This window comes from Streptomyces flavofungini, assembly GCF_041028215.1.
Taxonomy (GTDB): Bacteria; Actinomycetota; Actinomycetes; order Streptomycetales; family Streptomycetaceae; genus Streptomyces; species Streptomyces flavofungini_B.
Genome location: NZ_JASKYR010000017.1, coordinates 1 through 25,468, shown reverse-complemented (window position 1 = coordinate 25,468; position 25,468 = coordinate 1). Strand labels below are relative to the sequence as shown.

The following is a 25,468-nucleotide window of genomic DNA, read 5'->3' as shown; positions in this document are numbered from 1 at the left end:
CAGCCCCTGGCGACCCCGCCGCCCCCGTTGCRGAGCCGTACGGGCAAGGCGCTCAAGTGGGCCGTCTCCGCGCTGCTCATCGCCGCGCTCGGCCTCGGCAGCTGGCAGCTCGCGGACGCCCTCATGGACCGTGAGAACTCCGGGGACTCCGACGGCACGTCGCAGACCACCGACGGCGGCGACAAGCACCAGCCCCGCCCCCCGAAGCCGATCGGTATCCAGGACGCACAGGAGTACGTGCTCGAGGGCAGCCCTCAGGCCCCGGAGAGCGTGAAGAACACCTATGACAAGGACAGCTCCTCACTGTGGCGCACCAAGTCGTTCAACGACGGCCCTGAGATCGCCCCGTACAAGCCCGGTGTCGGTATCGTCTACGACCTCGGCTCGGCACAGGACGTCTCGGCCGCGTCGATAGCTCTCAAATACGGCGGTTCCCACACCACGGTCTCGCTTTATGCCACGGACTCCTTGACGCCCTCGGCGCCGATCGATTCGATGAAGAAGATCGGTGGCGTCACCACGTCGGACACCACCGCGAAGATCTCGGCGAAGAAGCCGGTGAAGTCGCGGTACGTGCTCCTCTGGCTGACCGCTCTGCCGAACTCCGGACCCGACGGTTACTACCGGGCCGGTTACAAGCAGGCCATTACGGACGTGCAGTTCAAGGGCTGAGAGATCGGCTCGGCGAGGCTCACTGGGGGGGAGGGGGTTCGACGGTGGACGACACCGCGCACGGCGACATGAGCGACAAGGACCTCCTCGCCCGCCATGTCGCCGGCGACGAGAACGCCTTCGGTGAGATCGTCCGGCGCCATCGCGACCGGCTGTGGGCCGTCGCCCTGCGCACCCTCGGCGACCGCGAGGAGGCGGCGGACGCGGTGCAGGACGCCCTCGTCTCCGCCTACCGGGCCGCGCACACCTTCCGGGGCCAGTCCGCGGTGACGACCTGGCTGCACCGCATCACCGTCAACGCCTGCCTCGACCGCGCGCGCAAGGCGGCCTCCCGCAAGACCTCTCCCATCGACGAGACCGACCGCCTCGACCAGCTCCTGGAACCCGAGGAGTCCGCGGCCGCGCCCGTGGAGCGCGGCGACCTCCACCGGGAGCTGATGGAGGCGCTGGGCACCCTCCCGCACGACCAGCGCGCCGCCCTCGTCCTGGTCGACATGCAGGGCTATCCGGTCGCCGAGGCGGCCCAGGTCCTCGACGTTCCCAGCGGCACCGTCAAGAGCCGCTGCGCCCGGGGCCGGGCCAGACTTCTGCCGCTCCTCAGCCACCTCCGTACGGAGACGCGTGCGCCGGGGGCCACGAGCGGCGAAGGCGGCGGAGACAAGAAGCCCGCCCAGGAAAGGAACCGGACGCAGGGGACATCCGTCCCACCGGCAGCAGGACCACGAGATGCAGGACCAAGCGATTCAGCTGCCGTGAAGGGCGGAGGTGGGCGAGCGTGACAGCCACGACCGACTCGGCCGGGCACCCGGAGGTCACGGAGATCTCCGATCTGACCGAGGGTGTCCTCCCTCCGTCGCGCACGAGCGCCGTGCGACGGCATCTGGACGGCTGTGAGCTCTGCGCCGACGTCTACGCCTCGCTGGAGGAGATTCGCGGCATGCTCGGCACCCTGCCGGGGCCGGCACCCATGCCCGCCGACATCGCGGGCCGTATCGATGCCGCCCTGGCCGCCGAGGCGCTGCTGAACGCCACGACGCCCGATGACCATGTCGCCAATGACCATGTGGCCGAAGGCCCGGTCACCGGAGCCCCGGACGCCGGAGCGGCCGAGCCCGCCGTGGCGCCCTCCGCCACCTCCGGCGCCGCGCGTGTTTCACGTGAAACATCGCCGGTGTCCAGCCCCGGCCCCTCGGCCGACCGGCCCGCCGGACGCCCGCGTGCCGCCACCGGCCCGGGACGCGGGAAGCAGCCCCGGCGCTCGCGCCGTCGCACCGCCGTGTTCGGCGCCGTCTTCACCGCTGCCGCCATCGGTCTCGGCTCCCTGCTGATCCAGGCCGTCGGCGACGACGGGAGCACGTCCACCAGCGCGGGACGGAGTGAATCCGCGGACACCTTCTCCGGGAAGGGGCTCAAGGGGCAGGTAGCCGACCTGCTCGCCAAGAACCCGCCCAAGGAGTCGCGCCGCGAGAACCGCGAAAGCCCCGAGAAGTCAGACGGTTCCAAGGAGTCCTTCAGCCCGCGCTCCAGCCCGCAGTCCCCGGACGACGCGCCGCTGCGCACGACCACGGCCCAGGTGCCGGAGTGCATCCAGCGCGGCATCGGCGACCGGACGCCCCTGGCCGCCGAAGAGGGGTCGTACGAAGGCAAGCGCGCGTATCTCGTCGTGGTGCCGCATGACTCCGACGCCACCCAGGTGTCCGCTTACATCGTCGACGCAGCGTGCGTGGGCAAGTCCTCCCCCTCTGCGGGCAAGGTTCTGCTGACGCACTCCTACCCACAGGGCTGACACGCTCGCACCGGCAGGGTCGACGAGCCGGTACCCGCAGGGCTGAAGGGCGAGCTCTTCTCGCACCCTCTCCTCGCGGGTCCTCACGTCCGTTGCCAGGACTCTTGTGGCCGACCCCACTCCCCGGTGCCGACATGCTTCCGTACACGCGGACACGACCGGGAATGCATGCCCCGTAGGATCCGTTGGGTGGGGTGAGAGTCCTGAGACAGGCCCCCATCAGCAGTACGCAGCAGTCCCCAGAGACGAGGAATCAAGCCGTGACCGACGTCCGTAACGTGATCATCATCGGCTCCGGGCCCGCCGGCTACACGGCGGCGCTCTACACCGCGCGCGCGTCGCTGAAGCCGCTGGTCTTCGAGGGCGCCGTCACCGCCGGCGGTGCGCTGATGAACACCACCGAGGTGGAGAACTTCCCCGGCTTCCAGGACGGGGTGATGGGCCCTGAGCTCATGGACAACATGCGCGCCCAGGCGGAGCGCTTCGGCGCCGAGCTCGTGCCCGACGATGTCGTCGACGTCGACCTCAGCGGCGAGATCAAGACCGTGACGGACACCGCCGGCACCGTGCACCGCGCCAAGGCCGTCATCGTCACGACCGGCTCCCAGCACCGCAAGCTCGGCCTGCCCAATGAGGACGCCCTCTCCGGACGCGGCGTCTCCTGGTGCGCCACCTGTGACGGCTTCTTCTTCAAGGACCAGGACATCGCCGTGATCGGTGGCGGTGACACCGCGATGGAGGAGGCCACCTTCCTCTCGCGCTTCGCCAAGTCCGTGACGATCGTCCACCGTCGCGACAGCCTGCGTGCCTCGAAGGCGATGCAGGAGCGGGCCTTCGCCGACCCCAAGATCAAGTTTGTCTGGGACAGCGAGGTCGCCGAGATCAAGGGGGAGCAGAAGCTCTCCGGTCTGACGCTCCGCAACCTCAAGACCGGCGAGACGTCCGAGCTGCCCGTCACCGGCCTGTTCATCGCGATCGGCCACGACCCGCGCACGGAGCTCTTCAAGGGTCAGCTCGACCTGGACGACGAGGGCTACCTCCGCGTCGCGGCCCCCTCGACCCGGACCAACCTGACCGGTGTCTTCGGTGCCGGTGACGTCGTCGACCACACCTACCGACAGGCGATCACGGCCGCCGGCACCGGCTGCTCCGCCGCCCTCGACGCCGAGCGCTACCTCGCTGCCCTCGCCGACAGCGAAGCCGCCACGGCTGCCACCGTCTGACCCCCGCTTCCCCACCGCAACAAGTTAAGGAGACTGCCGTGGCCGGCACCCTCAAGAACGTGACCGACGCCTCCTTCGAGGAGGACGTCCTCAAGAACGACAAGCCCGTGCTGGTGGACTTCTGGGCCGCCTGGTGCGGCCCGTGCCGTCAGATCGCCCCGTCCCTTGAGGCGATCGCGGCCGAGCACGGCGAGAAGATCGAGATCGTCAAGCTCAACATCGACGAGAACCCCGAGACTGCCGCCAAGTACGGCGTCATGTCCATCCCGACCCTGAACGTCTACCAGGGTGGCGAGGTCGCCAAGACCATCGTCGGCGCCAAGCCGAAGGCGGCGATCGTCCGCGACCTTGAGGACTTCATCGCCGAGTAATCGGTGGCGATGTTTCACGTGAAACACGAATGGACCAGTCCCTCGGGGCTGGTCCATTCGACGTTCCAGGGGGCACAGCGTTCAGAGCGGTCGGAGCGCGGGCTCCTTCTGGACAGCGCCCAGCAGTCGGTCCAGCGCCAGCTCGACGTCCTCTTTCCATGAGAGCGTCGTCCGCAGCTCCAGCCGCAGCCGGGGATAGCTGGGGTGCGGGCGGACCGTCTTGAAGCCGACCGCCAGCAGATGCTCCGCGGGGAGCACACACGCGGGCTTCTCCCACCGTGCGTCCCCGAAAGCCTCGATGGCCTTGAAGCCCCGGCGCAGCAGATCCTTCGCCACCGTCTGGACGATCACCCGGCCCAGTCCCTGACCCTGATAGCCGGGCATGATCCATGCCGTCATCAACTGCACGGCATCCGGAGAGACCGGACTCGTCGGGAACGCCGTCGAACGCGGGACATACGCCGGGGGCGCGTAGAGCACGAACCCCACCGGCATATCGTCGACGTAAACGACGCGACCGCAGGACCCCCACTCCAGCAGGACGGCGGAGATCCACGCCTCCTTCTCCAGCTCCGCGGTGCCGCCTTTTACCGCGGCTTGGCCGCTGACCGGGTCGAGCTCCCAGAAGACGCAGGTGCGGCAGCGCTTGGGAAGATCCGGGAGGTTGTCCAGCGTGAGCGGTACGAGCCGACGCCCCATGAAGGCGAATCCTCACTTTCCTCGCCCGCTGCACCACGGGCGGCTGTCAGAGCGCTGCGTTCCCTGAGCAGGCTGCCGACGAAGCCGCCGACCGCTCCCAGGCCCAGGCCCGCAGTCATCAGGCCGGTGCGGCTCACCGATCGCATGGCCCCCGCCTCCCCACTGAGGTGCCGTCAGGTGGATGCGCCCTACCTGCACGCATCGTATCCACGATGCGATTGCATCTATACCGTAAGAAAGCAAAGAGCGGGCAGTGTCCGGTACGTACCGGACACTGCCCGCTCTCGCGGTGTTGGAGCTGCTGGCTCAGTCCTTGTCGTCCTCGGACGGCTCGTCCTGCTCCTCCGACGACCCGTTCTGGAGGACGGGGCCCTCGCCCGGCGCCAGGGTGCCCAGGATGCGCTCCAGGTCCTCCAGCGAGGCGAAGTCGACGACGATCTTGCCCTTCTTCTGGCCCAGGTCCACGCGCACCCGGGTCTCGAAGCGGTCGGAGAGCCGGGTGGCCAGCTCGCTGAGGGCCGGCGAGACCCGGGCACCGGCACGCGGGCCCTTCGCCTTCGGGGCGCTCTGCGGTCGTGAGCCCATCAGAGTCACGATCTCCTCGACGGCACGGACCGAGAGCCCTTCGGCCACGATCCGGTGGGCGAGCCGATCCTGCTCCTCCGAGTCGTCCACCGAGAGCAGCGCCCTGGCATGGCCTGCGGAGAGGACGCCCGCCGCGACCCTGCGCTGCACGGCCGGAGAGAGCTTCAGCAGCCGCAGGGTGTTGGAGACCTGCGGGCGGGACCGGCCGATGCGGTCCGCGAGCTGATCGTGCGTGCAGTTGAAGTCCTTGAGGAGCTGGTCGTAGGCCGCGGCCTCTTCCAGCGGGTTGAGCTGCGCCCGGTGCAGGTTCTCAAGGAGAGCGTCCAAGAGGAGCTTCTCGTCATCCGTGGCCCGCACGATCGCCGGGATACGTTCCAGGCCCGCCTCACGGCAGGCCCGCCAGCGCCGCTCGCCCATGATGAGCTCATAGCGCGTGGGGCCGAGCTGACGCACGACGACCGGCTGGAGAAGCCCGACCTCCTTGATGGAGGTGACGAGTTCCGCGAGCGCGTCCTCGTCGAAGACCTCACGCGGCTGCCGGGGGTTGGGCGAGATGAAGTCGAGCGGCAGCTCGGCGAAGTACGCACCGGCGACCGGCTTGCCCTCCGGCACCGTCTCCGGGGCCTGCTGATGCTGCTCCTCTGTTTCACGTGAAACAGGGGGATGCGAGAGTGCGGTCACCTTCGCCGCCGCCACACCGCGCTCGGCGGTAAGGACGGGGACCGCCGAGGGCGACGACGCTCCCGGTGTGCTCTGCGGGACCTGCTTCTCCGTCGGGGCTGCGGGGATCAGGGCGCCAAGACCCCGACCCAGTCCTCTCCGTCGCTCGCTCACTGCATCCCCTCCGTCATGCTGTGCTGGTCGTTCTGGGCGCCCATCGGGTGGGCGTGCTGGACGTCGTAGCGCACCCCGACCCCGCGCAGCGCGATCTCGCGTGCCGCTTCGAAGTAGGAGAGGGCGCCGCTCGATCCCGGATCGTAGGTGAGGACCGTCTGGCCGTAGCTCGGCGCCTCGGAGATACGGACCGAGCGCGGAATGCTCGTCCGCAGGACCTCTTCCCCGAAGTGACTGCGGACCTCGTCGGCCACCTGTGAGGCGAGCCGGGTTCTGCCGTCGTACATGGTCAGCAGGATCGTCGACACATGCAGGTTCGGGTTGAGGTGGCCCCGGACCAGATCAACGTTGCGCAGGAGCTGTCCGAGCCCCTCCAGCGCGTAGTACTCGCACTGGATGGGGATGAGGACTTCCGCGCCCGCCACCAAGGCGTTGACCGTCAGAAGGCCCAGAGACGGCGGGCAGTCGATGAGGATGTAGTCCAGCGGCTGCTCGTATGCCTGGATCGCCCGCTGGAGGCGGCTCTCCCGTGCCACCAGCGACACCAGCTCGATCTCCGCACCGGCGAGATCGATGGTGGCCGGGGCACAGAAGAGACCCTCCACGTCCGTTACCGGCTGGACGACATCGGAGAGCGGCTTGCTCTCGACCAGGACGTCATAGATGGAAGGCACCTCGGCGTGGTGATCGATGCCGAGAGCCGTGGAGGCGTTGCCCTGCGGGTCGAGGTCCACCACCAGAACGCGTGCGCCGTGCAGAGCGAGAGAGGCGGCGAGATTCACGGTCGTCGTCGTCTTGCCCACCCCGCCCTTCTGGTTGGCGACCACCATGACGCGGGTCTGCTCCGGACGCGGCAGGCCTTCGCCCGCCCGGCCGAGCGCTTCTACCGCCAGCTGGGCAGCACGTCCGATGGGTGTGTCGTCCATCGGGGTCGGTGTTTCACGTGAAACATCCTCCCCCGCCGATTCGGTACGGGGGCCGGGGACCGGATCGGTCATCGGTCCCGCGATGTTGGCGTCGGACCGCAAGGATTCACTCTCCTCGACATCAGGCTCGCAATGAACAGAGCCTCCCATGCCTTGGGGGTCATGAACCAGCGAGGCCCGGTCTTCTGTGGACGAATCCACCTCTGTGGAAAACTCCGTCCCCTTATCGAGGGAACCGAGTGGCCGACGGTCGCGAGGTTCCGCAGCGCGGCCGCGATTGATGATGCCATGCAGCAGTGAGCGACGTTTCACGTGAAACACGATGCACGGCAGCCGGGGTGCCGCTGGTGCGACACCCCGGTATGCGTACGGATGGCAGCTTGTGTGGCGTACGGCCCGTCGCCAGGACGGATGAGTACCGGTGAGCCTCGCGGAGCGGTCACCGCCCGATATGCACCGGTGACCCTCGCGGAGCCGCTGTCGGTCAGCGGCGGCGGCGTGCCCGGCCCGCCCTGGCCGCCTTGGCGCGCTTCGCGGCGAAGCGCACACCGCCCGGGCTCTCCCCGACCTCGACGCGCACGACGGTCGACTGCGGGTCCACCACGCCCTCGCCCACATGGAGGACCGAGGTGTCCACGGCCCCGAGCTTGCTCAGGGCGGACCCTGCCGCCTTGACCTCTTCCTCAGCGGTGTCGCCCTTGAGGAGCAGCATCTCTCCGTACGGGCGGAGCAGAGGCACACCCCAGGCCGCGAGGCGGTCCAGGGGAGCGACGGCCCGGGCCGTGACGACATGGACCGGCGGCAGCTTGCCGAGGACTTCCTCGGCGCGGCCCCGCACGACCGTCACATGATCCAGACCGAGCAGCTCGACGACCTCGGTGAGGAAGTTCGTGCGCCGCAGCAAGGGCTCAAGAAGCGTGATCTTCAGGTCGGGGCGGACGAGCGCGAGCGGGATACCGGGCAGCCCGGCGCCGGAGCCGACGTCGCACACGGTGACGTTCTCGGGCACGACCTCGGACAGCACCGCGCAGTTGAGCAGGTGGCGCTCCCAGAGCCGGGGCACCTCACGCGGGCCGATCAGGCCGCGCTGCACCCCCGCCTCGGCGAGCAGCTCCGCATACCGGACCGCGTCCGGGAAGCGATCGCCGAATACAGTCCGGGCCTCTTCAGGCGCCGGGGGGAGCTCCGCTGCCTCCGTCACGGGGACCGTCCTTCCGTACCGCACTGGGGTGGCTGACTAACAGGCTGACAAAGACCGGCCCCGCCTGCGAACAGACGGGGCCGGAGGGTATGCGGTGCCGCTCAGGCGGGGAGCACGACGACGAAGCGCTGCGGCTCCTCGCCCTCGGACTCGCTGCGCAGGCCAGCGGCCTTGACCGCGTCGTGCACGACCTTGCGCTCGAACGGCGTCATGGGCTTGAGCTTGACCGACTCACCGGTGCTCTTCACGTCGGCCGCGGCCTTGGCGCCGAGCTCCGAGAGCTCCTCGCGCTTCTTGGCGCGGTAGCCCGCGATGTCCAGCATGAGGCGGCTGCGGTCGCCGGTCTCGCGGTGCACGGCGAGACGGGTGAGCTCCTGGAGCGCCTCCAGGACCTCGCCGTCCCGGCCGACCAGCTTCTGAAGGTCGCGGCTCGCGGTGTCGCTGATGATCGAGACAGCGGCCCGGTCGGCCTCGACGTCCATGTCGATGTCGCCGTCCAGGTCGGCGATGTCGAGCAGGCCCTCGAGGTAGTCCGCCGCGATCTCCCCCTCCTGCTCAAGGCGGGTGAGGGTGTCGCCGGCCTCGGCTTCGGTGGAGGTGGTGGTGCCTTCCGTCACGGGAGGGGCTCCTTCTACTTCTTGGAGGACGGGTGCTTGGGCCGCTGCTGGCCCTTGCGCTGCTGTCCCGACTTGGCTTTGCTGCGGGTACCGGAGCCGGGCTTGTTGCCCGTCGTGCTGCTGCCCGCGGGCGTGGTCTTGGGGGCAGCGTCCTCGGGCTCGTCCGGAGCCTTCTCCAGCGACGTCTTGGCACCCGCCTCACCGTCCGCCCTGGTGGCGCCCTGCGCCGTGGCGGCACCCTGCGCCGTGGCCGACTGGCGCTTGGCCTTGCTCTGCCGCTTGGGCTGCTGGCGCCTGGGGCCGCCCGCGGGGGTGCCGTCCTCGGCGTCCGCGACGACCGTGGTCTCGCTTTCCACCACGGTGCCGTCGGCCTGGGCCGCGAGGCCCGCCTTGGTCAGACCGTTGATGAACTTGCGCTCGAACTCGTTGCGGTCCCGGCCCTTGGCGACGATCGCCTTGATGACGTTGGTGTTGCCGCGCCCGCGCACCTTCTTGTTGCGCTCGATCTGCTTCTGGAGGCGCTCGAGGAACGCGGCCTGGGCCTTGGAGCCGGGGGTGGGGTTCCTGCGGATCACGAACATCTGCTGGCCCATGGTCCACACGTTGGTGGTCAGCCAGTAGACGAGGACACCGACGGGGAAGTTGATGCCGAAGACGGCGAACATGATCGGGAAGACGTACATCAGCATCTTCTGCTGCTGCATGAACGGCGTCTTGACCGTGGTGTCCACGTTCTTCGTCATCAGCTGGCGCTGGGTGAAGAACTGCGAGGCCGACATCAGGATGATCATGACCGCGGTGACGACCCGGACGTCCGTCAGGGTGGCGCCGAGAGAGGCGACCTTGTCGGCGTTGTCGGTGAACTTCGCGGCGAGCGGGGCACCGACGATGTGCGCCTTACGCGCGCTCTCCAGGAGCTGGTCGTCGATGACACCGATCGTCTTGCCCGTCGCGATGCCGTTGAGCACGTGGTACAGGGCGAAGAAGAACGGCGACTGCGCCAGGATGGGAAGGCACGAGGAGAGCGGGTTGGTGCCCGACTCCTTGTACAGCTTCATCATCTCTTCGGACTGGCGCTGCTTGTCGCTCTTGTAGCGCTCCTGGATCTTCTTCATCTCGGGCTGGAGCGTCTGCATCGCCCGGGTGGCCTTGATCTGCTTCACGAAGAGCGGGATCAGGCAGATGCGGATCAGGATCACCAGGGACACGATGGACAGGCCCCAGGCCCAGCCCGTGTCGGGACCGAAGATCTTCCCGTACACCGAGTGGAACTGAACGATGACCCACGAAACTGGTGTCGTGATAAAGCTGAAGAGACTGGCAATCGTGTCCACTAATCAGGCTCCTTGAGCATGGGACGGGGTCTCGGTCTCGGCGGCCGTGTTCGGGGGAAGAGCCCCGGTCGGCGCGCCTGCGGCGGAGGTCCCGCCCTTGCGCCCGCGCCAGGAGGCGCGCAGCATCTCGTGCCACCGCGGACGCTTGCGCGGCGGCACATGGTCGACACCACCGAGCGACCACGGATTGCATCGCAGGATGCGCCAGGCGGTGAGCGCCGATCCCTTGATCGCACCGTGCCGGTCGATGGCCTGGTAGCCGTAGCGGGAGCACGACGGGTAGTACTTGCACACCGGGCCCAGAAGCGGACTGATCGTCCACTGGTAGAGCTTGATCAGGGCCAGCAGCGGGTACTTCATCGCGCGCCCCCTCCCAGCAGCCGCCGCAAGGCGGTGTCCAGGTCTCGGGCCAGCTCGGCATGGTCGGCGTCGCCCGCTCCGGGCAGCGCTCGTACGACTACCAGGCTACCGGGGGGCACGGAGGCCAGCCGGTCGCGCATGAGATGGCGAAGCCTGCGCTTCACCGTGTTCCGTACGACAGCGTTGCCCACGGCCTTGCTGACGACGAAACCCGCACGCGTCGGGGGAAGGGTCTCCCCAGGCACGTGCGGGTCCGTTGCGCCGCTACGTAGGTGGACGACGAGAAGCGGGCGTCCGGCCCGGCGTCCTCGGCGTACCGCGGTCGCGAAGTCTTCGCGCCGCCTTAGCCGATGCTCGGTAGGCAGCACGACGTCATGACCTGACTGAGATCAGGCGGAAAGGCTGGCGCGACCCTTGCCACGACGGTTCGCGAGAATCGCGCGGCCGGCACGGGTGCGCATCCGCAGGCGGAAGCCGTGGGTCTTGGCGCGACGACGGTTGTTCGGCTGGAAGGTGCGCTTGCTCACTCGGGGGCTCCAGAAATGATTCGGTGGTGGCGGGACATCGCCTGGCTGTCACCGTGCGCCCACGAGAAGCTCGCGAATACGCACCGAGTGCACCGCTTCACAATCACAGATCGTGATCTTTGCCCATCGGAGGCAGGCGGCAGCAGCCATCGACAACTCGACCTGGTCACGGTACGCGGGGCTACGCCATCCGGTCAAACCAGCCCCCAGAGGGAGACACTGTGCACAGCCTGTGGACAACAACTTGAACCGCAGCCGTCGCCCTGACTACCGTGGCTGAACTCCCATTCGTTCCCTTCCTTCACCCCATACCGATTTCGGTCCCCGGAACCACACCTTCGTGGGACCCCGTGAGAGAGCGTGCCCTGTGGCTGACGTACCTGCCGATCTTGCCGCAGTGTGGCCACGAGTTCTGGAACATCTGCTGGGTGAGGGCCGCGGGCAGGGAGTCGAGGCGAAGGACGAGAGGTGGCTGCGGAGCTGCCAGCCGCTGGCCCTGGTCGCCGACACCGCCCTCCTGGCCGTCCCGAACGAATTCGCCAAGGGCGTACTCGAAGGCAGGCTGGCCCCCGTGGTCAGCGAGTCCCTGAGCCGCGAGTGCGGCCGCCCGATCCGCATCGCGATCACCGTCGACGACTCGGTCGGCGAGCCCGCGGGCCCGCCCGCGCCCCCGATGCCGCAGCCCGGCCCGCACCAGCAGCCGCATCAGCACCAGATGCAGCAGCACCAGCAGCATTACGAGGAGCCCGAGCTGCCGTCCTCCGGCCAGGGACGCGACGCGTACGACGGCTACGGCCGCCGCTCCTCGGACGAGCACCAGAACGGCTCCCACTCCGACCAGCAGCTCCCGACCGCCCGCCCGGCCTACCCGGACTATCAGCGTCCGTCCCCCGGAGCCTGGCCGCAGCACCAGCAGGGCCAGCCGCAGAGCGACTACGGCTGGCAGCAGCCCCGCCTCGGCTTCCCCGACCGCGATCCGTACGCGAACCCGGTGCAGCAGCCGCAGCGCGACTACCGCAGCCAGCCCTCGCACGAGCGCTCCCCGTACGAGCAGCGCCCCGAGCCCCAGGACCGGCGCGAGCGCCACGACCTGTCCGAGCCGTCCGGCGACCACCGCGGCGGGCACGGAGGCGGCGGGCACGGCGGCCACGGTGTGCACCGCGGCGGCCCGGTCGGCCCGACCTCGTCGAGCGGCGCCCCCGGCCCGCTGGCCGCGCAGCCCGCGCCCGCGACGGGACCCGGCGAGCCCACCGCGCGGCTCAACCCCAAGTACCTCTTCGACACCTTCGTCATCGGGGCCTCGAACCGCTTCGCGCACGCGGCGGCGGTGGCCGTCGCCGAGGCGCCCGCGAAGGCGTACAACCCCCTCTTCATCTACGGCGAGTCCGGGCTCGGCAAGACGCACCTGCTGCACGCCATCGGGCACTACGCCCGCAGCCTCTACCCCGGCACGCGCGTGCGCTACGTGAGCTCGGAGGAGTTCACCAACGAGTTCATCAACTCCATCCGCGACGGCAAGGGCGACAGCTTCCGCAAGCGCTACCGCGAGATGGACATCCTGCTGGTCGACGACATCCAGTTCCTCGCGGACAAGGAGTCGACGCAGGAGGAGTTCTTCCACACCTTCAATACGCTCCACAACGCGAACAAGCAGATCGTGCTCTCCAGTGACCGGCCGCCCAAGCAGCTCGTCACCCTGGAGGACCGGCTGCGCAACCGCTTCGAGTGGGGTCTGATCACCGACGTCCAGCCGCCCGAGCTGGAGACGCGTATCGCGATCCTCCGCAAGAAGGCGGTGCAGGAGCAGCTCAACGCGCCCCCGGAGGTCCTTGAGTTCATCGCGTCGCGGATCTCGCGGAACATCCGTGAGCTGGAGGGCGCGCTGATCCGCGTCACGGCGTTCGCCTCGCTCAACCGGCAGCCGGTGGACCTCGGGCTCACCGAGATCGTCCTCAAGGATCTGATCCCCGGCGGTGAGGACGCGGCTCCGGAGATCACGGCGACGGCCATCATGGCGGCGACGGCCGACTACTTCGGGCTGACGGTGGACGACCTGTGCGGCTCCTCGCGCAGCCGCGTCCTGGTGACGGCGCGGCAGATCGCCATGTACCTCTGCCGGGAGCTGACCGATCTGTCCCTGCCGAAGATCGGCGCGCAGTTCGGCGGCCGTGACCACACGACCGTGATGCACGCGGACCGCAAGATCCGCGCGCTGATGGCCGAGCGGCGCTCCATCTACAACCAGGTCACCGAGCTCACCAACCGCATCAAGAACGGCTGACGCGCGCGGAGACACGCCCGCGCGAGAGCGCCCCGGGATGACTCCCGGGGCGCTCTTTTTGTGCCCCACGCGCGCGTGGAGAAGCTTTCAGGCGTCCCGGAGGACGCTTCCAGGCAGGCGCGAAGACGCCTCCAGACGCCCTCAGAGCCCGTTCTCGTCCCCGGCCGAGCCCTTCCCGACCGCACACCGGCCTCGTACGGCGAGCCTTCGCTGTTCGATTTCCCCAGCTCATACGGGGGTTCTCCACAGATGTGCCAACTTTTTCGCTTCCACACCCTGGGGACCGCGAAGTTGTCCAGACACTGTCCACAGGCAGCGCCACTGAGAGATCATCAGACCAGGTCAGGTGGTTGGGGATTCGTGGACGAAAGATCTCCACAGGCTGTGGATGAAATTTTCGTCCACAGGGTGTGCACGATGTTGTCCACCGGCGGCCCACAGGATCGGAGCCGTTGTCCCCAGCTTTATCCAGCTTCTCCACACGGCTGTCCACTGTTCGGCAACGCGACGCGCCTCCTCACCGGGTCGAGTGAAAGGCGTCACACCAAGGTGCCTGGTTGCCCTGTGGGGAAGCTGGGTAAAGCTGGGGACGACGCTGGGGAGAAGTGGGCCCTGCCTGTGCACCGGTTGTGCAGAACTTTCGCCCGTCCACAGAAACCCCCGGTTGTCCACGGGCTCCGCCCACAGGCACGGTGGATAAAAAACCGGGTCTGACCTGCGCTTTCGCGGTTATCCACGGTTTCCACAGCCCCTACTACTACTCCCAACTAGAGAGACCGGGGAAATCGTTTGGAAGGGGGGCCTGTGCACAACTCGCGCTTCGTGCCCCCGACGCCGCTCGGCACGACTTGACCCCGACAGGCGCCGACTGTCAGTGCGGTGCGTCAGACTGTTCCCCGGTGTCCTTCCCACGGCATGGCTGAGAGACACCGAGTCAGACGACGAGGGCCACAGGTCCAGCGGGCGAGAGCAGCCAGCAACAGCAGGAGGGCGGCTAACGGTGAAGATCCGGGTTGAACGCGACGTACTCGCGGAGGCGGTGGCCTGGGCGGCGCGCAGCCTCCCGGCCCGGCCGCCAGCGCCCGTCCTCGCGGGCCTGCTGCTGAAGGCCGAGGAAGGCGCACTGAGCCTGTCGAGCTTCGACTACGAGGTCTCGGCACGTGTCTCGGTGGACGCGGAGATCGACGAAGAGGGCACGGTCCTCGTCTCGGGCCGCCTGCTCGCGGACATCTGCCGCGCGCTCCCCAACCGCCCGGTGGAGATCTCCACAGACGGTGTACGGGCGACGGTGGTCTGCGGCTCCTCGCGCTTCACCCTCCACACCCTCCCCGTGGAGGAGTACCCCGCGCTCCCGCAGATGCCGACCGCCACGGGCACGGTCCCCGGTGAGGTCTTCGCCTCCGCCGCCGCGCAGGTGGCCATCGCCGCGGGCCGCGACGACACGCTGCCCGTGCTGACCGGCGTGCGCATCGAGATCGAGGGCGACACGGTCACCCTGGCCTCCACCGACCGCTACCGCTTCGCGGTCCGCGAGTTCCTGTGGAAGCCGGAGAACCCCGAGGCGTCCGCTGTGGCGCTCGTGCCCGCCAAGACGCTCCTGGACACCGCGAAGGCGCTCACGAGCGGCGACACGGTCACCCTGGCGCTCTCCGGCTCCGGTGCGGGCGAGGGCCTGATCGGCTTCGAGGGCGCGGGACGGCGCACGACGACGCGGCTGCTCGAGGGCGACCTGCCGAAGTACCGCACGCTCTTCCCCACCGAGTTCAACTCCGTGGCCGTGATCGAGACCGCCCCCTTCGTGGAGGCCGTCAAGCGCGTGGCCCTGGTCGCCGAGCGGAACACGCCGGTGCGCCTCAGCTTCGAGCAGGGCGTGCTCATCCTGGAGGCGGGTTCCAGCGACGACGCACAGGCTGTGGAAAGGGTCGACGCCCAGCTCGACGGCGACGACATCTCCATCGCGTTCAACCCGACGTTCCTGCTCGACGGCCTGAGCGCGATCGACTCGCCGGTCGCCCAGCTCTCCTTCACGACCTCCACCAAGCCCGCGCTGCTGAGCGGCAGGCCGGCCGTGGACGCCGAGGCGGACGACGCCTACAAGTACCTGATCATGCCCGTACGTCTGAGCGGCTGAGCCCACAGGTGTGAGCGTGCGTCCGGGCGTAGGCTCGGACGCGGGTACGAAAGTGCCTGTAACGCCACGTCGCTAGTGAAGGAACCTCTGATGGAGCTCGGTCTCGTCGGCCTCGGCAAGATGGGCGGCAACATGCGCGAGCGCATCCGCCGCGCAGGTCACACCGTCATCGGATACGACCGCAATCCGGATCTTGCGGATGTCCACAGCCTGCAGGAGCTTGTGGGCGCACTCAAGGGCCCGAGGGTGGTCTGGGTGATGGTCCCCGCCGGGGCCGCGACCCAGGCGACCATCGACGAGCTCGCCGAGCTCCTTGAGCCCGGTGACGTCGTCGTGGACGGCGGCAACAGCCGCTGGACGGACGACGAGAAGCACGCGCAGGAGCTGAAGGAGAAGGGCATCGGCTTCGTCGACTGCGGCGTCTCCGGCGGCGTCTGGGGCCTGAAGAACGGCTACGCGCTGATGTACGGCGGCGACGCCGAGGACATCGCGAAGGTGCAGCCGGTCTTCGACGCCCTCAAGCCCGAGGGCGACTTCGGCTCGGTGCACGCGGGCAAGGTCGGCGCGGGCCACTTCTCGAAGATGGTCCACAACGGCATCGAGTACGCCATGATGCAGGCCTACGCCGAGGGCTGGGAGCTCCTGGAGAAGGTCGACTCCGTCACGGACGTCCGCGAGGTGTTCCGCTCCTGGCAGGAGGGCACGGTCATCCGTTCCTGGCTCCTCGACCTCGCGGTCAACGCCCTGGACGACGACGAGCACCTGGAGAAGCTGCGCGGCTTCGCGCAGGACTCCGGAGAGGGCCGGTGGACGGTCGAGGCCGCCATCGACAACGCCGTGCCGCTGCCCGCGATCACGGCCTCGCTCTTCGCCAGGTTCGCCTCGCGCCAGGACGACTCCCCGCAGATGAAGATGATCGCCGCGCTGCGCAACCAGTTCGGCGGCCACGCGGTGGAGTCCAAGAGCGAGAACTGATCCACAGCCTGTGGGGAACTTCAGCGGTTTCCCACAGGCCGCCAAGCAAGTGAGGTAGGCCGGGGGAGGTCGGCGCACACCATGCACGTCACGCATCTCTCGCTGGCCGACTTCCGCTCGTACGCCCGGGTCGAGGTCCCTCTCGATCCGGGCGTCACCGCGTTCGTGGGCCCCAACGGCCAGGGCAAGACCAATCTCGTCGAGGCCGTCGGCTATCTCGCCACGCTCGGCAGCCACCGCGTCTCCTCGGACGCGCCGCTGGTGCGGATGGGCGCCGAGCGCGCCGTCGTACGGGCCGCGGTGCGGCAGGGCGAGCGCCAGCAGCTCATCGAGCTCGAACTCAACCCGGGCAAGGCCAACCGCGCCCGCATCAACAGGTCATCGCAGGTCAGACCCCGCGACGTCCTCGGAATCGTGCGCACGGTCCTGTTCGCGCCCGAGGACCTCGCGCTGATCAAGGGCGACCCCGGGGAGCGTCGGCGGTTCCTGGACGAGCTGATCACCGCGCGCTCCCCCCGCATGGCGGGCGTCCGCTCCGACTACGACCGGGTCCTCAAGCAGCGCAACACGCTCCTGAAGTCCGCCGCCCTGGCCCGGCGCCACGGCGGGCGCTCCATGGACCTCTCGACGCTCGACGTCTGGGACCAGCACCTCGCGCGCGCGGGCGCGGAGCTGCTCGCCCAGCGGCTCGACCTGATCTCGGCGCTCCAGCCGCTCGCCGACAAGGCCTATGAGCAGCTCGCGCCCGGCGGCGGCCCCGTAGCCCTGGAGTACAAGCCGTCCGCCCCCGGTGAGGGACACACGCGCGAGGAGCTGTACGAGCAGCTCATCGCCGCTCTCGAAGAGGTCCGCAAGCAGGAGATCGAGCGCGGCGTGACGCTGGTCGGCCCGCACCGCGACGACCTGCTGCTCAAGCTGGGCCGCCTCCCCGCCAAGGGGTACGCGAGCCACGGCGAGTCCTGGTCGTACGCCCTGGCCCTGCGCCTCGCCTCCTACGACCTGCTCAGGTCCGAGGGGAACGAACCGGTGCTCGTCCTGGACGACGTCTTCGCGGAGCTGGACTCCCGCCGCAGGGAGCGGCTCGCGGAGCTGGTGGCCCCCGGCGAGCAGGTCCTGGTCACCGCCGCGGTGGACGACGACGTCCCCGGCGTCCTCACCGGCACGCGCTTCACGGTGTCGGACGGCGCGGTGGAGCGCGTATGAGCACCGGGAACGGCGGCGGCGAGGGGACCGGCAAGGGCGAGTCCGCGGCGCCGAAGCCGCCCGAGCCCTCCGGCGTGGACCTCGCCCGGGTCGCCCTGCGGGCCGCGAAGGAACAGGCTCGCGCGCGTGGGGACGCCGCCCAGCAGAAGAAGCAGGCCCGCCGCGGCGGGCTGCGTTCCGGGGCGCGGGCCGACGGCCGCGACCCGCTGCCGCTCGGCTCCGCCATCAACCGTCTGATCACCGAGCGCGGCTGGGAGACCCCGGCGGCGGTCGGCGGCGTGATGGGCCGCTGGCCGCAGATCGTCGGCGACGACCTGGCCAAGCACTGTGTGCCGCAGAAATACGACGAGGACGAGCGCGTCCTGACCGTGCAGTGCGACTCGACGGCCTGGGCGACCCAGCTCCGCCTCATGGCGCCGCAGCTGGTCGCGCGCCTGAACGAGGACCTCGGCCACGGCACCGTGCGCCTCATCAAGGTCCTCGGCCCCCAGGGCCCCACGCAGCGCTTCGGCCCCTTGCGCGCACCGGGAAGCACGGGCCCCGGGGACACCTACGGGTGAGGCCGCCGGCTGCGGTAGCTGGGGGTTGACGCCTCGAAGCGCTGAGTGCCGCTGTGAGCCCTTTGGAGCCCCGTTCCGCATATGGGGAGTCGGCCGAGTCCCGTTCAGGACGGCACATGCGGACTCAGGTACCGGCAAACCCCCATCACTGTCAGCGCTACCGGTAGACTGGGAGCTAATCCCGCCCCACTTGTGGGACGCACCGAGCAACGCTGACTATCGCTGAACGACGCAGCCGCTCCGGCCACCGCCGGGAGCTTGGCTTGTGCTGTGCCAGAAAGGGCGCTTCGTGGCCGATTCCGGCAACCCCAACGAGAACATTCCGTCCACCGAGGCCGTGGCTGAGACCGCTGAGGCCGCAGCCACGGCGTACGACGCCAGCGCGATTACTGTCCTTGAGGGTCTGGACGCGGTCCGCAAGCGGCCTGGCATGTACATCGGCTCGACCGGTGAGCGTGGTCTGCACCACTTGGTGCAGGAGGTCGTGGACAACTCCGTCGACGAGGCCCTGGCCGGGCACGCGGACACGATCGACGTCACGATCCTCGCCGACGGCGGCGTGCGCGTGATCGACAACGGCCGAGGCATCCCGGTCGGCATGCACCCCGTGGAGAAGAAGCCGGCCGTCGAGGTCGTGCTCACCGTGCTGCACGCGGGCGGCAAGTTCGGCGGCGGCGGCTACGCGGTCTCCGGTGGTCTGCACGGCGTCGGCGTCTCGGTGGTCAACGCGCTCTCCACCAAGCTCTCCGTCGAGATCAAGACCGACGGCTACCGCTGGACGCAGGACTACAAGAGCGGCGCCCCGACGGCTCCGCTGGAGCGGCACGAAGCCACCGAGGAGACCGGTACCTCGGTCACCTTCTGGGCCGACGGCGACATCTTCGAGACCACGGTGTACTCCTTCGAGACGCTGGCGCGGCGTTTCCAGGAGATGGCGTTCCTCAACAAGGGTTTGACGATCAAACTCACTGATGAGCGCGAGTCGGCGAAGGCCACGGCGGGTGCGGACTCGACCGAGGCGACCGACGACGCGGCCTTCGAGGCGCGCACGGTGACGTACCACTACGAAGGCGGCATCGTCGACTTCGTGAAGTACCTCAACTCCCGCAAGGGCGAGGTCATCCACCCCACCGTCATCGACGTCGAGGCCGAGGACAAGGAGCGTCTCCTCTCGGCCGAGATCGCCATGCAGTGGAACTCGCAGTACACCGAGGGCGTGTACTCCTTCGCGAACACCATCCACACCCACGAGGGCGGTACGCACGAGGAGGGCTTCAGGGCCGCGCTGACGGGCCTGGTCAACCGCTACGCGCGCGAGAAGAAGCTGCTGCGCGAGAAGGACGACAACCTCACGGGCGAGGACATCCGCGAGGGTCTTACGGCGATCATCTCGGTGAAGCTGGGCGAACCCCAGTTCGAGGGCCAGACCAAGACCAAGCTGGGCAACACCGAGGCCAAGACCTTCGTCCAGAAGGTCGTCCACGAGCACCTCACGGACTGGTTCGACCGCAACCCCAACGAGGCCGCGGACATCATCCGCAAGGGCATCCAGGCCGCCACGGCCCGCGTCGCCGCCCGCAAGGCGCGCGACCTGACCCGCCGCAAGGGCCTCCTGGAGACCGCCTCGCTGCCGGGCAAGCTCTCCGACTGCCAGTCGAACGACCCGACGAAGTGCGAGATCTTCATCGTCGAGGGTGACTCCGCCGGTGGTTCGGCGAAGTCCGGCCGCAACCCGATGTACCAGGCGATCCTGCCCATCCGAGGCAAGATCCTGAACGTCGAGAAGGCACGCGTCGACAAGATCCTGCACAACCAGGAGGTCCAGGCGCTCATCTCCGCCTTCGGCACCGGTGTGCACGAGGACTTCGACATCGAGAAGCTCCGCTATCACAAGATCATCCTGATGGCGGACGCCGACGTCGACGGACAGCACATCAACACGCTGCTCCTGACGTTCCTGTTCCGCTTCATGCGACCGCTGGTCGAGGCCGGGCACATCTACCTCTCGCGCCCGCCGCTCTACAAGATCAAGTGGTCGCGGGACGACTTCCAGTACGCGTACTCCGACCGCGAGCGCGACGCCCTGGTGGAGCTCGGCCGCCAGGCGGGCAAGCGCATCAAGGACGACTCGGTCCAGCGCTTCAAGGGCCTCGGCGAGATGAACGCCGAGGAACTGCGCATCACGACGATGGACCAGGAACACCGCGTGCTCGGCCAGGTCACCCTGGACGACGCGGCACAGGCCGACGACCTCTTCTCGGTGCTGATGGGAGAGGACGTCGAGGCGAGGCGCTCGTTCATCCAGCGCAACGCCAAGGACGTCCGCTTCCTCGACATCTGAGTCGGCCCGTACGAGCCGCACCCCGAAAGGACTTTGACCAGCAATGGCCGACGAAAACACCCCTGTGATGCCCGAAGAGGAGCCCGCCGTCCCCGGCGTGGGCATGCGCGTCGAGCCCGTCGGGCTCGAGACGGAGATGCAGCGCTCCTATCTCGACTACGCGATGTCCGTCATCGTCTCGCGAGCACTGCCCGACGTACGGGACGGCCTGAAGCCCGTCCACCGCCGCGTCCTGTACGCGATGTACGACGGCGGCTACCGCCCCGAGAAGGGCTTCTACAAGTGCGCCCGCGTCGTCGGCGACGTCATGGGCACCTACCACCCGCACGGCGACTCCTCCATCTACGACGCCCTGGTGCGCCTCGCCCAGCCGTGGTCGATGCGGATGCCGCTGGTGGACTCCAACGGCAACTTCGGCTCCCCGGGCAACGACCCGGCCGCTGCCATGCGGTACACCGAGTGCAAGATGGCGCCGCTGGCCATGGAGATGGTCCGTGACATCGACGAGGAGACCGTCGACTTCACCGACAACTACGACGGCCGCAACCAGGAGCCGACGGTCCTGCCGGCCCGCTTCCCGAACCTGCTGATCAACGGCTCGGCGGGCATCGCGGTCGGCATGGCGACCAACATCCCGCCGCACAACCTCCGCGAGGTCGCGGCGGGCGCCCAGTGGGCCCTGGAGCACCCCGACGCCTCGCACGAGGAGCTGCTCGACGCCCTCATCGAGCGCATCAAGGGCCCCGACTTCCCGACCGGCGCCCTGGTCGTCGGCCGCAAGGGCATCGAGGAGGCCTACCGCACGGGCCGTGGCTCCATCACGATGCGCGCGGTCGTCGCGGTCGAGGAGATCCAGAACCGCCAGTGCCTGGTCGTCACCGAGCTGCCGTACCAGACCAACCCGGACAATCTCGCGCAGAAGATCGCCGACCTGGTCAAGGACGGCAAGGTCGGCGGCATCGCCGACGTCCGCGACGAGTCGTCCTCGCGCACCGGCCAGCGCCTCGTCATCGTCCTGAAGCGGGACGCGGTCGCCAAGGTCGTCCTGAACAACCTCTACAAGCACACCGACCTCCAGTCGAACTTCAGCGCCAACATGCTGGCCCTGGTCGACGGCGTGCCGCGCACCCTCTCGCTGGACGCGTTCATCCGGCACTGGGTCACGCACCAGGTCGAGGTCATCGTCCGGCGCACGAAGTACCGGCTGCGCAAGGCCGAGGAGCGCGCGCACATCCTGCGTGGCCTCCTCAAGGCCCTGGACGCCATCGACGAGGTCATCGCGCTCATCCGCGGCAGCCAGACCGTCGACATCGCGCGCGAGGGCCTGATGGGCCTGCTCTCCATCGACGAGATCCAGGCCAACGCCATCCTGGAGATGCAGCTCCGCCGCCTCGCCGCCCTGGAGCGCCAGAAGATCGTCGCCGAGCACGACGAGCTCCAGGCGAAGATCAACGAGTACAACGCGATCCTGGCCTCGCCCGAGAAGCAGCGCCAGATCATCAGCGAGGAGCTCGCGGCGATCGTCGACAAGTTCGGCGAGGACCGGCGCTCGGCGCTCGTGCCCTTCGACGGCGACATGTCCATCGAGGACCTGATCGCCGAAGAGGACATCGTCGTCACCATCACGCGCGGCGGCTACATCAAGCGGACCAAGACCGAGGACTACCGTTCGCAGAAGCGTGGTGGCAAGGGCGTCCGCGGCACGAAGCTGAAGCAGGACGACATCGTCGACCACTTCTTCGTGTCGACGACGCACCACTGGCTGCTGTTCTTCACCAACAAGGGCCGCGTCTACCGCGCCAAGGCCTACGAGCTCCCGGACGCCGGACGCGACGCCCGCGGCCAGCACGTGGCGAACCTCCTGGCCTTCCAGCCGGACGAGCAGATCGCCGAGATCCTGGCGATCCGCGACTATGAGGCGGTGCCCTACCTGGTGCTCGCCACCAAGGGCGGCCTCGTCAAGAAGACCCCGCTCAAGGACTACGACTCCCCCCGCTCGGGCGGCGTCATCGCGATCAACCTCCGTGAGAAGGAGGACGGTTCGGACGACGAGCTGATCGGCGCCGAGCTGGTCTCCTCCGAGGACGACATCCTTCTCATCAGCAAAAAGGCCCAGTCGATCCGGTTCACCGCAACGGACGACGCGCTCCGCCCGATGGGCCGCGCCACTTCGGGCGTCAAGGGAATGAGTTTCCGCGACGGCGACGAACTGCTCTCGATGAATGTCGTTCGTCCAGGTACGTTCGTCTTCACCGCCACCGACGGCGGGTACGCGAAGCGCACCAACGTCGATGAGTACCGCGTCCAGGGCCGCGGCGGCCTCGGTATCAAGGCCGCCAAGATCGTGGAGGACCGCGGCGAGCTCGTGGGCGCTCTGGTGGTCGAGGAAACGGACGAGATCCTCGCCATCACGCTGAGCGGCGGTGTGATTCGTACGCGAGTCAACGAGGTCAGGGAGACGGGCCGTGACACCATGGGCGTCCAACTGATCAACCTGGGCAAGCGCGATGCCGTGGTCGGTATCGCTCGTAACGCCGAGGCCGGGCGCGAGGCCGAGGAAGTCGACGGAGACATCGTCGTCGACGACTCGGACGGCGGCGAGCCGGTCGCCGGTACGGACGAGGGCACGGATTCCTCGGCCGAGTAGCGCGAGGAGTGAGTCATCGTGAGTGGAGCCACGGGTGCCGGGGCGAATCGGACCGGTACAGCCGGCACGGATGGTGCCCGTGGCTCCGCCACTGATGCACAAGACTCCCATGAGTCTCATGGATCCCAGGGGGGAACTGTGACGGACACCCGAGGGCCCGCCAAGGGCGCAGCAGCCGGCGGAGGGACGCTCCCCGGCGAGCGGCAGCCCCAGCAGTCGTCCCAGCCGTACCACCCGCCGCAGGCGTACCAGCAGGACGCTCAGTCCGGCGCGGTGCGCAGGCCGCGGACGGGGGCGCGCACGATGCCGCGCACCCGCAAGGCGCGGCTGCGGGTGGCCAAGGCCGACCCGTGGTCGGTGATGAAGGTCAGCTTCCTGCTCTCCATCGCCCTCGGCATCTGCACGATCGTCGCGGCCGCCGTCCTGTGGATGGTCATGGACGCGATGGGCGTCTTCTCGACGGTGGGCGGCACGATCTCCGAGGCGACGGGCTCGAACGAGTCCAACGGCTTCGACCTCCAGTCCTTCCTGTCGCTGCCGCGCGTCCTGATGTTCACCTCGATCATCGCGGTCATCGACGTCATCCTCGCGACGGCCCTGGCGACGCTCGGTGCCTTCATCTACAACCTCTCCGCGGGCTTCGTGGGCGGCGTCGAGCTGACGCTGGCCGAGGACGAGTAAGAGGGTCGGCTTCCCGGCTCTGAAAAGGCCGTGCGCGACGGCGACGACCGCCCGGCGCACGGCCTTTTCATCTGCCTTGTCGTCTGCCTTGTCGTCTGCCTTCGCGTCTGCCGTAGGACCGCCCGCTCCCCCCGCCCGGGTATCGATTTTGGGACTGGCCCGCAGGTGCGCTAATCTTCAGAGGTCAGCGCGCGGGACACACACCCCGCAGGCGCGGCGGGGCTATAGCTCAGTTGGTTAGAGCGCATCCCTGATAAGGATGAGGCCACAGGTTCAAATCCTGTTAGCCCCACAGCACGGGAACCCCCGGTCTTTCGAGACCGGGGGTTCTTGCGTTTCCGGGCTGTGCGGTCAGGGGTGGGCGGTCAGGGCTGTGCGGGCCGTGGTCGGGCCGTCCTGTGGCTCCCCTGTGACCGACGAAGGCCCCCAGCCGGGTGGCTGGGGGCCTTCGGGAGTCTGTGCGGGGTTCCCGGCCGCTGGTGGCAGGGGTTACGGCTCCGCGGCGAGCCTTGGCTCATGTGCGCTGGTCTCGGCCTCGGCTTCCGTGTCCGTGGCGGGCAGGTGCCGGCAGCTGGGGGAGGAACCGTGCGCCTCGGCGCGGATGCGCTGCTTCATCGTTGGGGGCAGTGACCGTTCGTACGCCGCCTTCCAGATGGCCGCCATCGCCGGAGTGGGCGCACACACCGTCGCGTTGCGCTCGTGCGTGGCGTCCTGTACCGGCGTCGCCGCCGTGGCCGTCGTGGTGAGTCCTAGCGCCGCGAAGAGCGCGAGGAAGGCGGTGACGATCGTGGTCCACAGCTTCATGGCCTTGTTTCCGGTCATGGCCCCTCAATTCGGGTTGGGCGATTTGCGTACTTTCCTCATGATGTGTATGTGGGGCCGATAACGGTGGACCGACGCTCGCGGCGCGGGGATGTTCAGATGAACACCACCCGTATGGCCCCAAAGAGCCCCAGAAGCCGCCAGGAGCGGCGAAAATCACATGGAGAAGGGCCCGCGCGGAGTCGCGAGGTCCACTTGGATCGCTGCGCGCGGTGCGGAAGTTGGGGGCGGATCCAGGTCACCGATCGATATCGATCGGTGTGTATAGTCGGGCGCCAGAAGTCCCCTACGTCAAGGAAAGACGAGGTCGCGCGGTGAAGAAGCTTCTCCTGGTCGCACTGGCCGCCATCGGCGGGCTCCTCGTGTACCGCCAGATCCAGGCGGATCGCGCCGAGCAGGATCTGTGGACGGAGGCGACTGACTCCGTGCCCACGGGTTCTTGAGTCAGCAACAACCGTTACTTCACGAGCCCCGGTCGCTTCTGCGGCCGGGGCTCCGTGCTGCTCGGGGGCCGTCTTGCGGGCGCGGGACTTCTGGGGTAGCCGAATTCACCGGCGCGAACTATTCGATTGCGCTTGCGAATAATGGGCCGGTGCGGTTGCGGTGGCGACGAACTCGTGGTGGTGTCCGTGCCGGTTCGGGCGGGCAGGACCCCCCCCCCGGCGAGGGCCGGTCGCAGGCCGCAGGGCGGC

Annotated in this window: 23 protein-coding genes, 1 tRNA gene and 1 pseudogene; 15 read left to right on the top strand and 10 right to left on the bottom strand. The window is 68.6% G+C overall.

Annotated elements, in window-relative coordinates; all coding sequences use genetic code 11:
- From AB8Z36_RS02720 to trxA, 5 genes and pseudogenes are all read left to right on the top strand, one after another.
- Positions 1-672: pseudogene (locus AB8Z36_RS02720) on the top strand (serine/threonine protein kinase); the annotation flags it as partial.
- 44 nt (positions 673-716) lie between these two features.
- Positions 717-1,451, top strand: a complete 735-nt coding sequence (gene sigM, locus AB8Z36_RS02715; RefSeq protein WP_369211539.1) for an RNA polymerase sigma factor SigM — start codon at positions 717-719, stop codon at positions 1,449-1,451.
- Positions 1,448-2,458, top strand: coding sequence for an anti-sigma factor family protein (locus AB8Z36_RS02710; RefSeq protein ID WP_369211538.1), 1,011 nt, complete (start codon positions 1,448-1,450; stop codon positions 2,456-2,458). Before sigM ends, AB8Z36_RS02710 begins: the two co-directional genes overlap by 4 nt.
- 260 nt (positions 2,459-2,718) lie before the next feature.
- Positions 2,719-3,681, top strand: coding sequence for a thioredoxin-disulfide reductase (gene trxB, locus AB8Z36_RS02705; RefSeq protein WP_369211537.1), 963 nt, complete (start codon positions 2,719-2,721; stop codon positions 3,679-3,681).
- 38 nt (positions 3,682-3,719) lie between these two features.
- A complete protein-coding gene (gene trxA, locus AB8Z36_RS02700; protein WP_369211536.1) occupies positions 3,720-4,052 on the top strand; it encodes a thioredoxin in 333 nt (110 codons plus the stop codon).
- A gap of 81 nt (positions 4,053-4,133) precedes the next feature.
- Here the strand turns inward: trxA and AB8Z36_RS02695 are convergent, their stop codons facing one another.
- From AB8Z36_RS02695 to rpmH, 9 genes are all read right to left on the bottom strand, one after another.
- Positions 4,134-4,751 (bottom strand): GNAT family N-acetyltransferase, encoded by a 618-nt coding sequence (locus AB8Z36_RS02695; protein ID WP_369211535.1) that lies wholly within the window; start codon positions 4,749-4,751, stop codon positions 4,134-4,136.
- A 306-nt stretch (positions 4,752-5,057) separates the two neighbouring features.
- Positions 5,058-6,170, bottom strand: a complete 1,113-nt coding sequence (locus AB8Z36_RS02690; RefSeq protein ID WP_369211534.1) for a ParB/RepB/Spo0J family partition protein — start codon at positions 6,168-6,170, stop codon at positions 5,058-5,060.
- Positions 6,167-7,246 carry a ParA family protein gene (locus tag AB8Z36_RS02685; protein ID WP_369211540.1) on the bottom strand — a complete coding sequence of 360 codons (1,080 nt, stop codon included), beginning with the start codon at positions 7,244-7,246 and terminating at the stop codon, positions 6,167-6,169. The genes AB8Z36_RS02690 and AB8Z36_RS02685 overlap by 4 nt, the downstream gene beginning before the upstream one ends.
- Before the next feature lie 334 nt (positions 7,247-7,580).
- Positions 7,581-8,297, bottom strand: coding sequence for a 16S rRNA (guanine(527)-N(7))-methyltransferase RsmG (gene rsmG, locus AB8Z36_RS02680; protein ID WP_369211533.1), 717 nt, complete (start codon positions 8,295-8,297; stop codon positions 7,581-7,583).
- Between the two features lie 101 nt (positions 8,298-8,398).
- Positions 8,399-8,914 carry a Jag family protein gene (locus AB8Z36_RS02675; protein ID WP_369211532.1) on the bottom strand — a complete coding sequence of 172 codons (516 nt, stop codon included), beginning with the start codon at positions 8,912-8,914 and terminating at the stop codon, positions 8,399-8,401.
- A gap of 14 nt (positions 8,915-8,928) precedes the next feature.
- Positions 8,929-10,248 (bottom strand): membrane protein insertase YidC, encoded by a 1,320-nt coding sequence (gene yidC, locus AB8Z36_RS02670; RefSeq protein ID WP_369211531.1) that lies wholly within the window; start codon positions 10,246-10,248, stop codon positions 8,929-8,931.
- A gap of 3 nt (positions 10,249-10,251) precedes the next feature.
- Positions 10,252-10,608 carry a membrane protein insertion efficiency factor YidD gene (yidD, locus tag AB8Z36_RS02665; RefSeq protein ID WP_369211530.1) on the bottom strand — a complete coding sequence of 119 codons (357 nt, stop codon included), beginning with the start codon at positions 10,606-10,608 and terminating at the stop codon, positions 10,252-10,254.
- The gene (gene rnpA / locus AB8Z36_RS02660; RefSeq protein ID WP_369211529.1) at positions 10,605-10,976 is read right to left on the bottom strand and encodes a ribonuclease P protein component; all 372 of its coding nucleotides are present in this window, start codon (positions 10,974-10,976) and stop codon (positions 10,605-10,607) included. Before rnpA ends, yidD begins: the two co-directional genes overlap by 4 nt.
- Before the next feature lie 21 nt (positions 10,977-10,997).
- Positions 10,998-11,135, bottom strand: coding sequence for a 50S ribosomal protein L34 (gene rpmH, locus AB8Z36_RS02655; protein WP_006381191.1), 138 nt, complete (start codon positions 11,133-11,135; stop codon positions 10,998-11,000).
- 367 nt (positions 11,136-11,502) lie between these two features.
- Here rpmH and dnaA point away from each other — a divergent pair, with 367 nt between their 5' ends.
- The 9 genes from dnaA (at position 11,503) to AB8Z36_RS02610 (ending at position 24,246) form a co-directional block, all read left to right on the top strand.
- Positions 11,503-13,416 carry a chromosomal replication initiator protein DnaA gene (dnaA, locus tag AB8Z36_RS02650; protein ID WP_369211528.1) on the top strand — a complete coding sequence of 638 codons (1,914 nt, stop codon included), beginning with the start codon at positions 11,503-11,505 and terminating at the stop codon, positions 13,414-13,416.
- A 1,000-nt stretch (positions 13,417-14,416) separates the two neighbouring features.
- On the top strand, positions 14,417-15,547 hold the full coding sequence (gene dnaN / locus AB8Z36_RS02645) for a DNA polymerase III subunit beta (RefSeq protein WP_062771445.1): 1,131 nt from the start codon (positions 14,417-14,419) through the stop codon (positions 15,545-15,547).
- Positions 15,548-15,637: 90 nt separating this feature from the next.
- Positions 15,638-16,522 carry a phosphogluconate dehydrogenase (NAD(+)-dependent, decarboxylating) gene (gnd, locus tag AB8Z36_RS02640; RefSeq protein WP_369211527.1) on the top strand — a complete coding sequence of 295 codons (885 nt, stop codon included), beginning with the start codon at positions 15,638-15,640 and terminating at the stop codon, positions 16,520-16,522.
- Between the two features lie 81 nt (positions 16,523-16,603).
- The gene (gene recF, locus AB8Z36_RS02635; RefSeq protein ID WP_369211526.1) at positions 16,604-17,725 is read left to right on the top strand and encodes a DNA replication/repair protein RecF; all 1,122 of its coding nucleotides are present in this window, start codon (positions 16,604-16,606) and stop codon (positions 17,723-17,725) included.
- Positions 17,722-18,285: a DUF721 domain-containing protein gene (locus AB8Z36_RS02630; RefSeq protein WP_369211525.1), complete on the top strand. Its 564-nt coding sequence runs from the start codon at positions 17,722-17,724 to the stop codon at positions 18,283-18,285. Before recF ends, AB8Z36_RS02630 begins: the two co-directional genes overlap by 4 nt.
- A gap of 265 nt (positions 18,286-18,550) precedes the next feature.
- The gene (gyrB, locus tag AB8Z36_RS02625; RefSeq protein ID WP_369211524.1) at positions 18,551-20,626 is read left to right on the top strand and encodes a DNA topoisomerase (ATP-hydrolyzing) subunit B; all 2,076 of its coding nucleotides are present in this window, start codon (positions 18,551-18,553) and stop codon (positions 20,624-20,626) included.
- A 43-nt stretch (positions 20,627-20,669) separates the two neighbouring features.
- Positions 20,670-23,273, top strand: a complete 2,604-nt coding sequence (gene gyrA / locus AB8Z36_RS02620) for a DNA gyrase subunit A (protein WP_369211523.1) — start codon at positions 20,670-20,672, stop codon at positions 23,271-23,273.
- Between the two features lie 18 nt (positions 23,274-23,291).
- Positions 23,292-23,954 carry a DUF3566 domain-containing protein gene (locus tag AB8Z36_RS02615; protein WP_369211522.1) on the top strand — a complete coding sequence of 221 codons (663 nt, stop codon included), beginning with the start codon at positions 23,292-23,294 and terminating at the stop codon, positions 23,952-23,954.
- Positions 23,955-24,172: 218 nt separating this feature from the next.
- Positions 24,173-24,246, top strand: a tRNA-Ile gene (locus AB8Z36_RS02610).
- A 197-nt stretch (positions 24,247-24,443) separates the two neighbouring features.
- Here AB8Z36_RS02610 and AB8Z36_RS02605 read toward each other — a convergent pair.
- The gene (locus AB8Z36_RS02605; RefSeq protein ID WP_369211521.1) at positions 24,444-24,776 is read right to left on the bottom strand and encodes a DUF6344 domain-containing protein; all 333 of its coding nucleotides are present in this window, start codon (positions 24,774-24,776) and stop codon (positions 24,444-24,446) included.
- A 314-nt stretch (positions 24,777-25,090) separates the two neighbouring features.
- On the opposite strand from AB8Z36_RS02605, the gene AB8Z36_RS02600 reads away from it, so the two are divergent.
- Entirely contained in the window at positions 25,091-25,219 is a 129-nt protein-coding gene (locus tag AB8Z36_RS02600) for a DLW-39 family protein (protein WP_003999697.1), read from the top strand.
- Positions 25,220-25,468: the final 249 nt, after the last annotated feature.

Excerpts from the sequence above, each read along its gene's own strand:
- yidD (WP_369211530.1), bottom strand. The coding sequence starts at position 10,608 with ATGAAGTACCCGCTGCTGGCCCTGATCAAGCTCTACCAGTGGACGATC.
- gnd (WP_369211527.1), top strand. The coding sequence starts at position 15,638 with ATGGAGCTCGGTCTCGTCGGCCTCGGCAAGATGGGCGGCAACATGCGC.
- AB8Z36_RS02685 (WP_369211540.1), bottom strand. The coding sequence starts at position 7,246 with ATGGGAGGCTCTGTTCATTGCGAGCCTGATGTCGAGGAGAGTGAATCC.
- gyrA (WP_369211523.1), top strand. The coding sequence starts at position 20,670 with ATGGCCGACGAAAACACCCCTGTGATGCCCGAAGAGGAGCCCGCCGTC.
- AB8Z36_RS02630 (WP_369211525.1), top strand. The coding sequence starts at position 17,722 with ATGAGCACCGGGAACGGCGGCGGCGAGGGGACCGGCAAGGGCGAGTCC.
- recF (WP_369211526.1), top strand. The coding sequence starts at position 16,604 with ATGCACGTCACGCATCTCTCGCTGGCCGACTTCCGCTCGTACGCCCGG.
- AB8Z36_RS02695 (WP_369211535.1), bottom strand. The coding sequence starts at position 4,751 with ATGGGGCGTCGGCTCGTACCGCTCACGCTGGACAACCTCCCGGATCTT.
- AB8Z36_RS02605 (WP_369211521.1), bottom strand. The coding sequence starts at position 24,776 with ATGACCGGAAACAAGGCCATGAAGCTGTGGACCACGATCGTCACCGCC.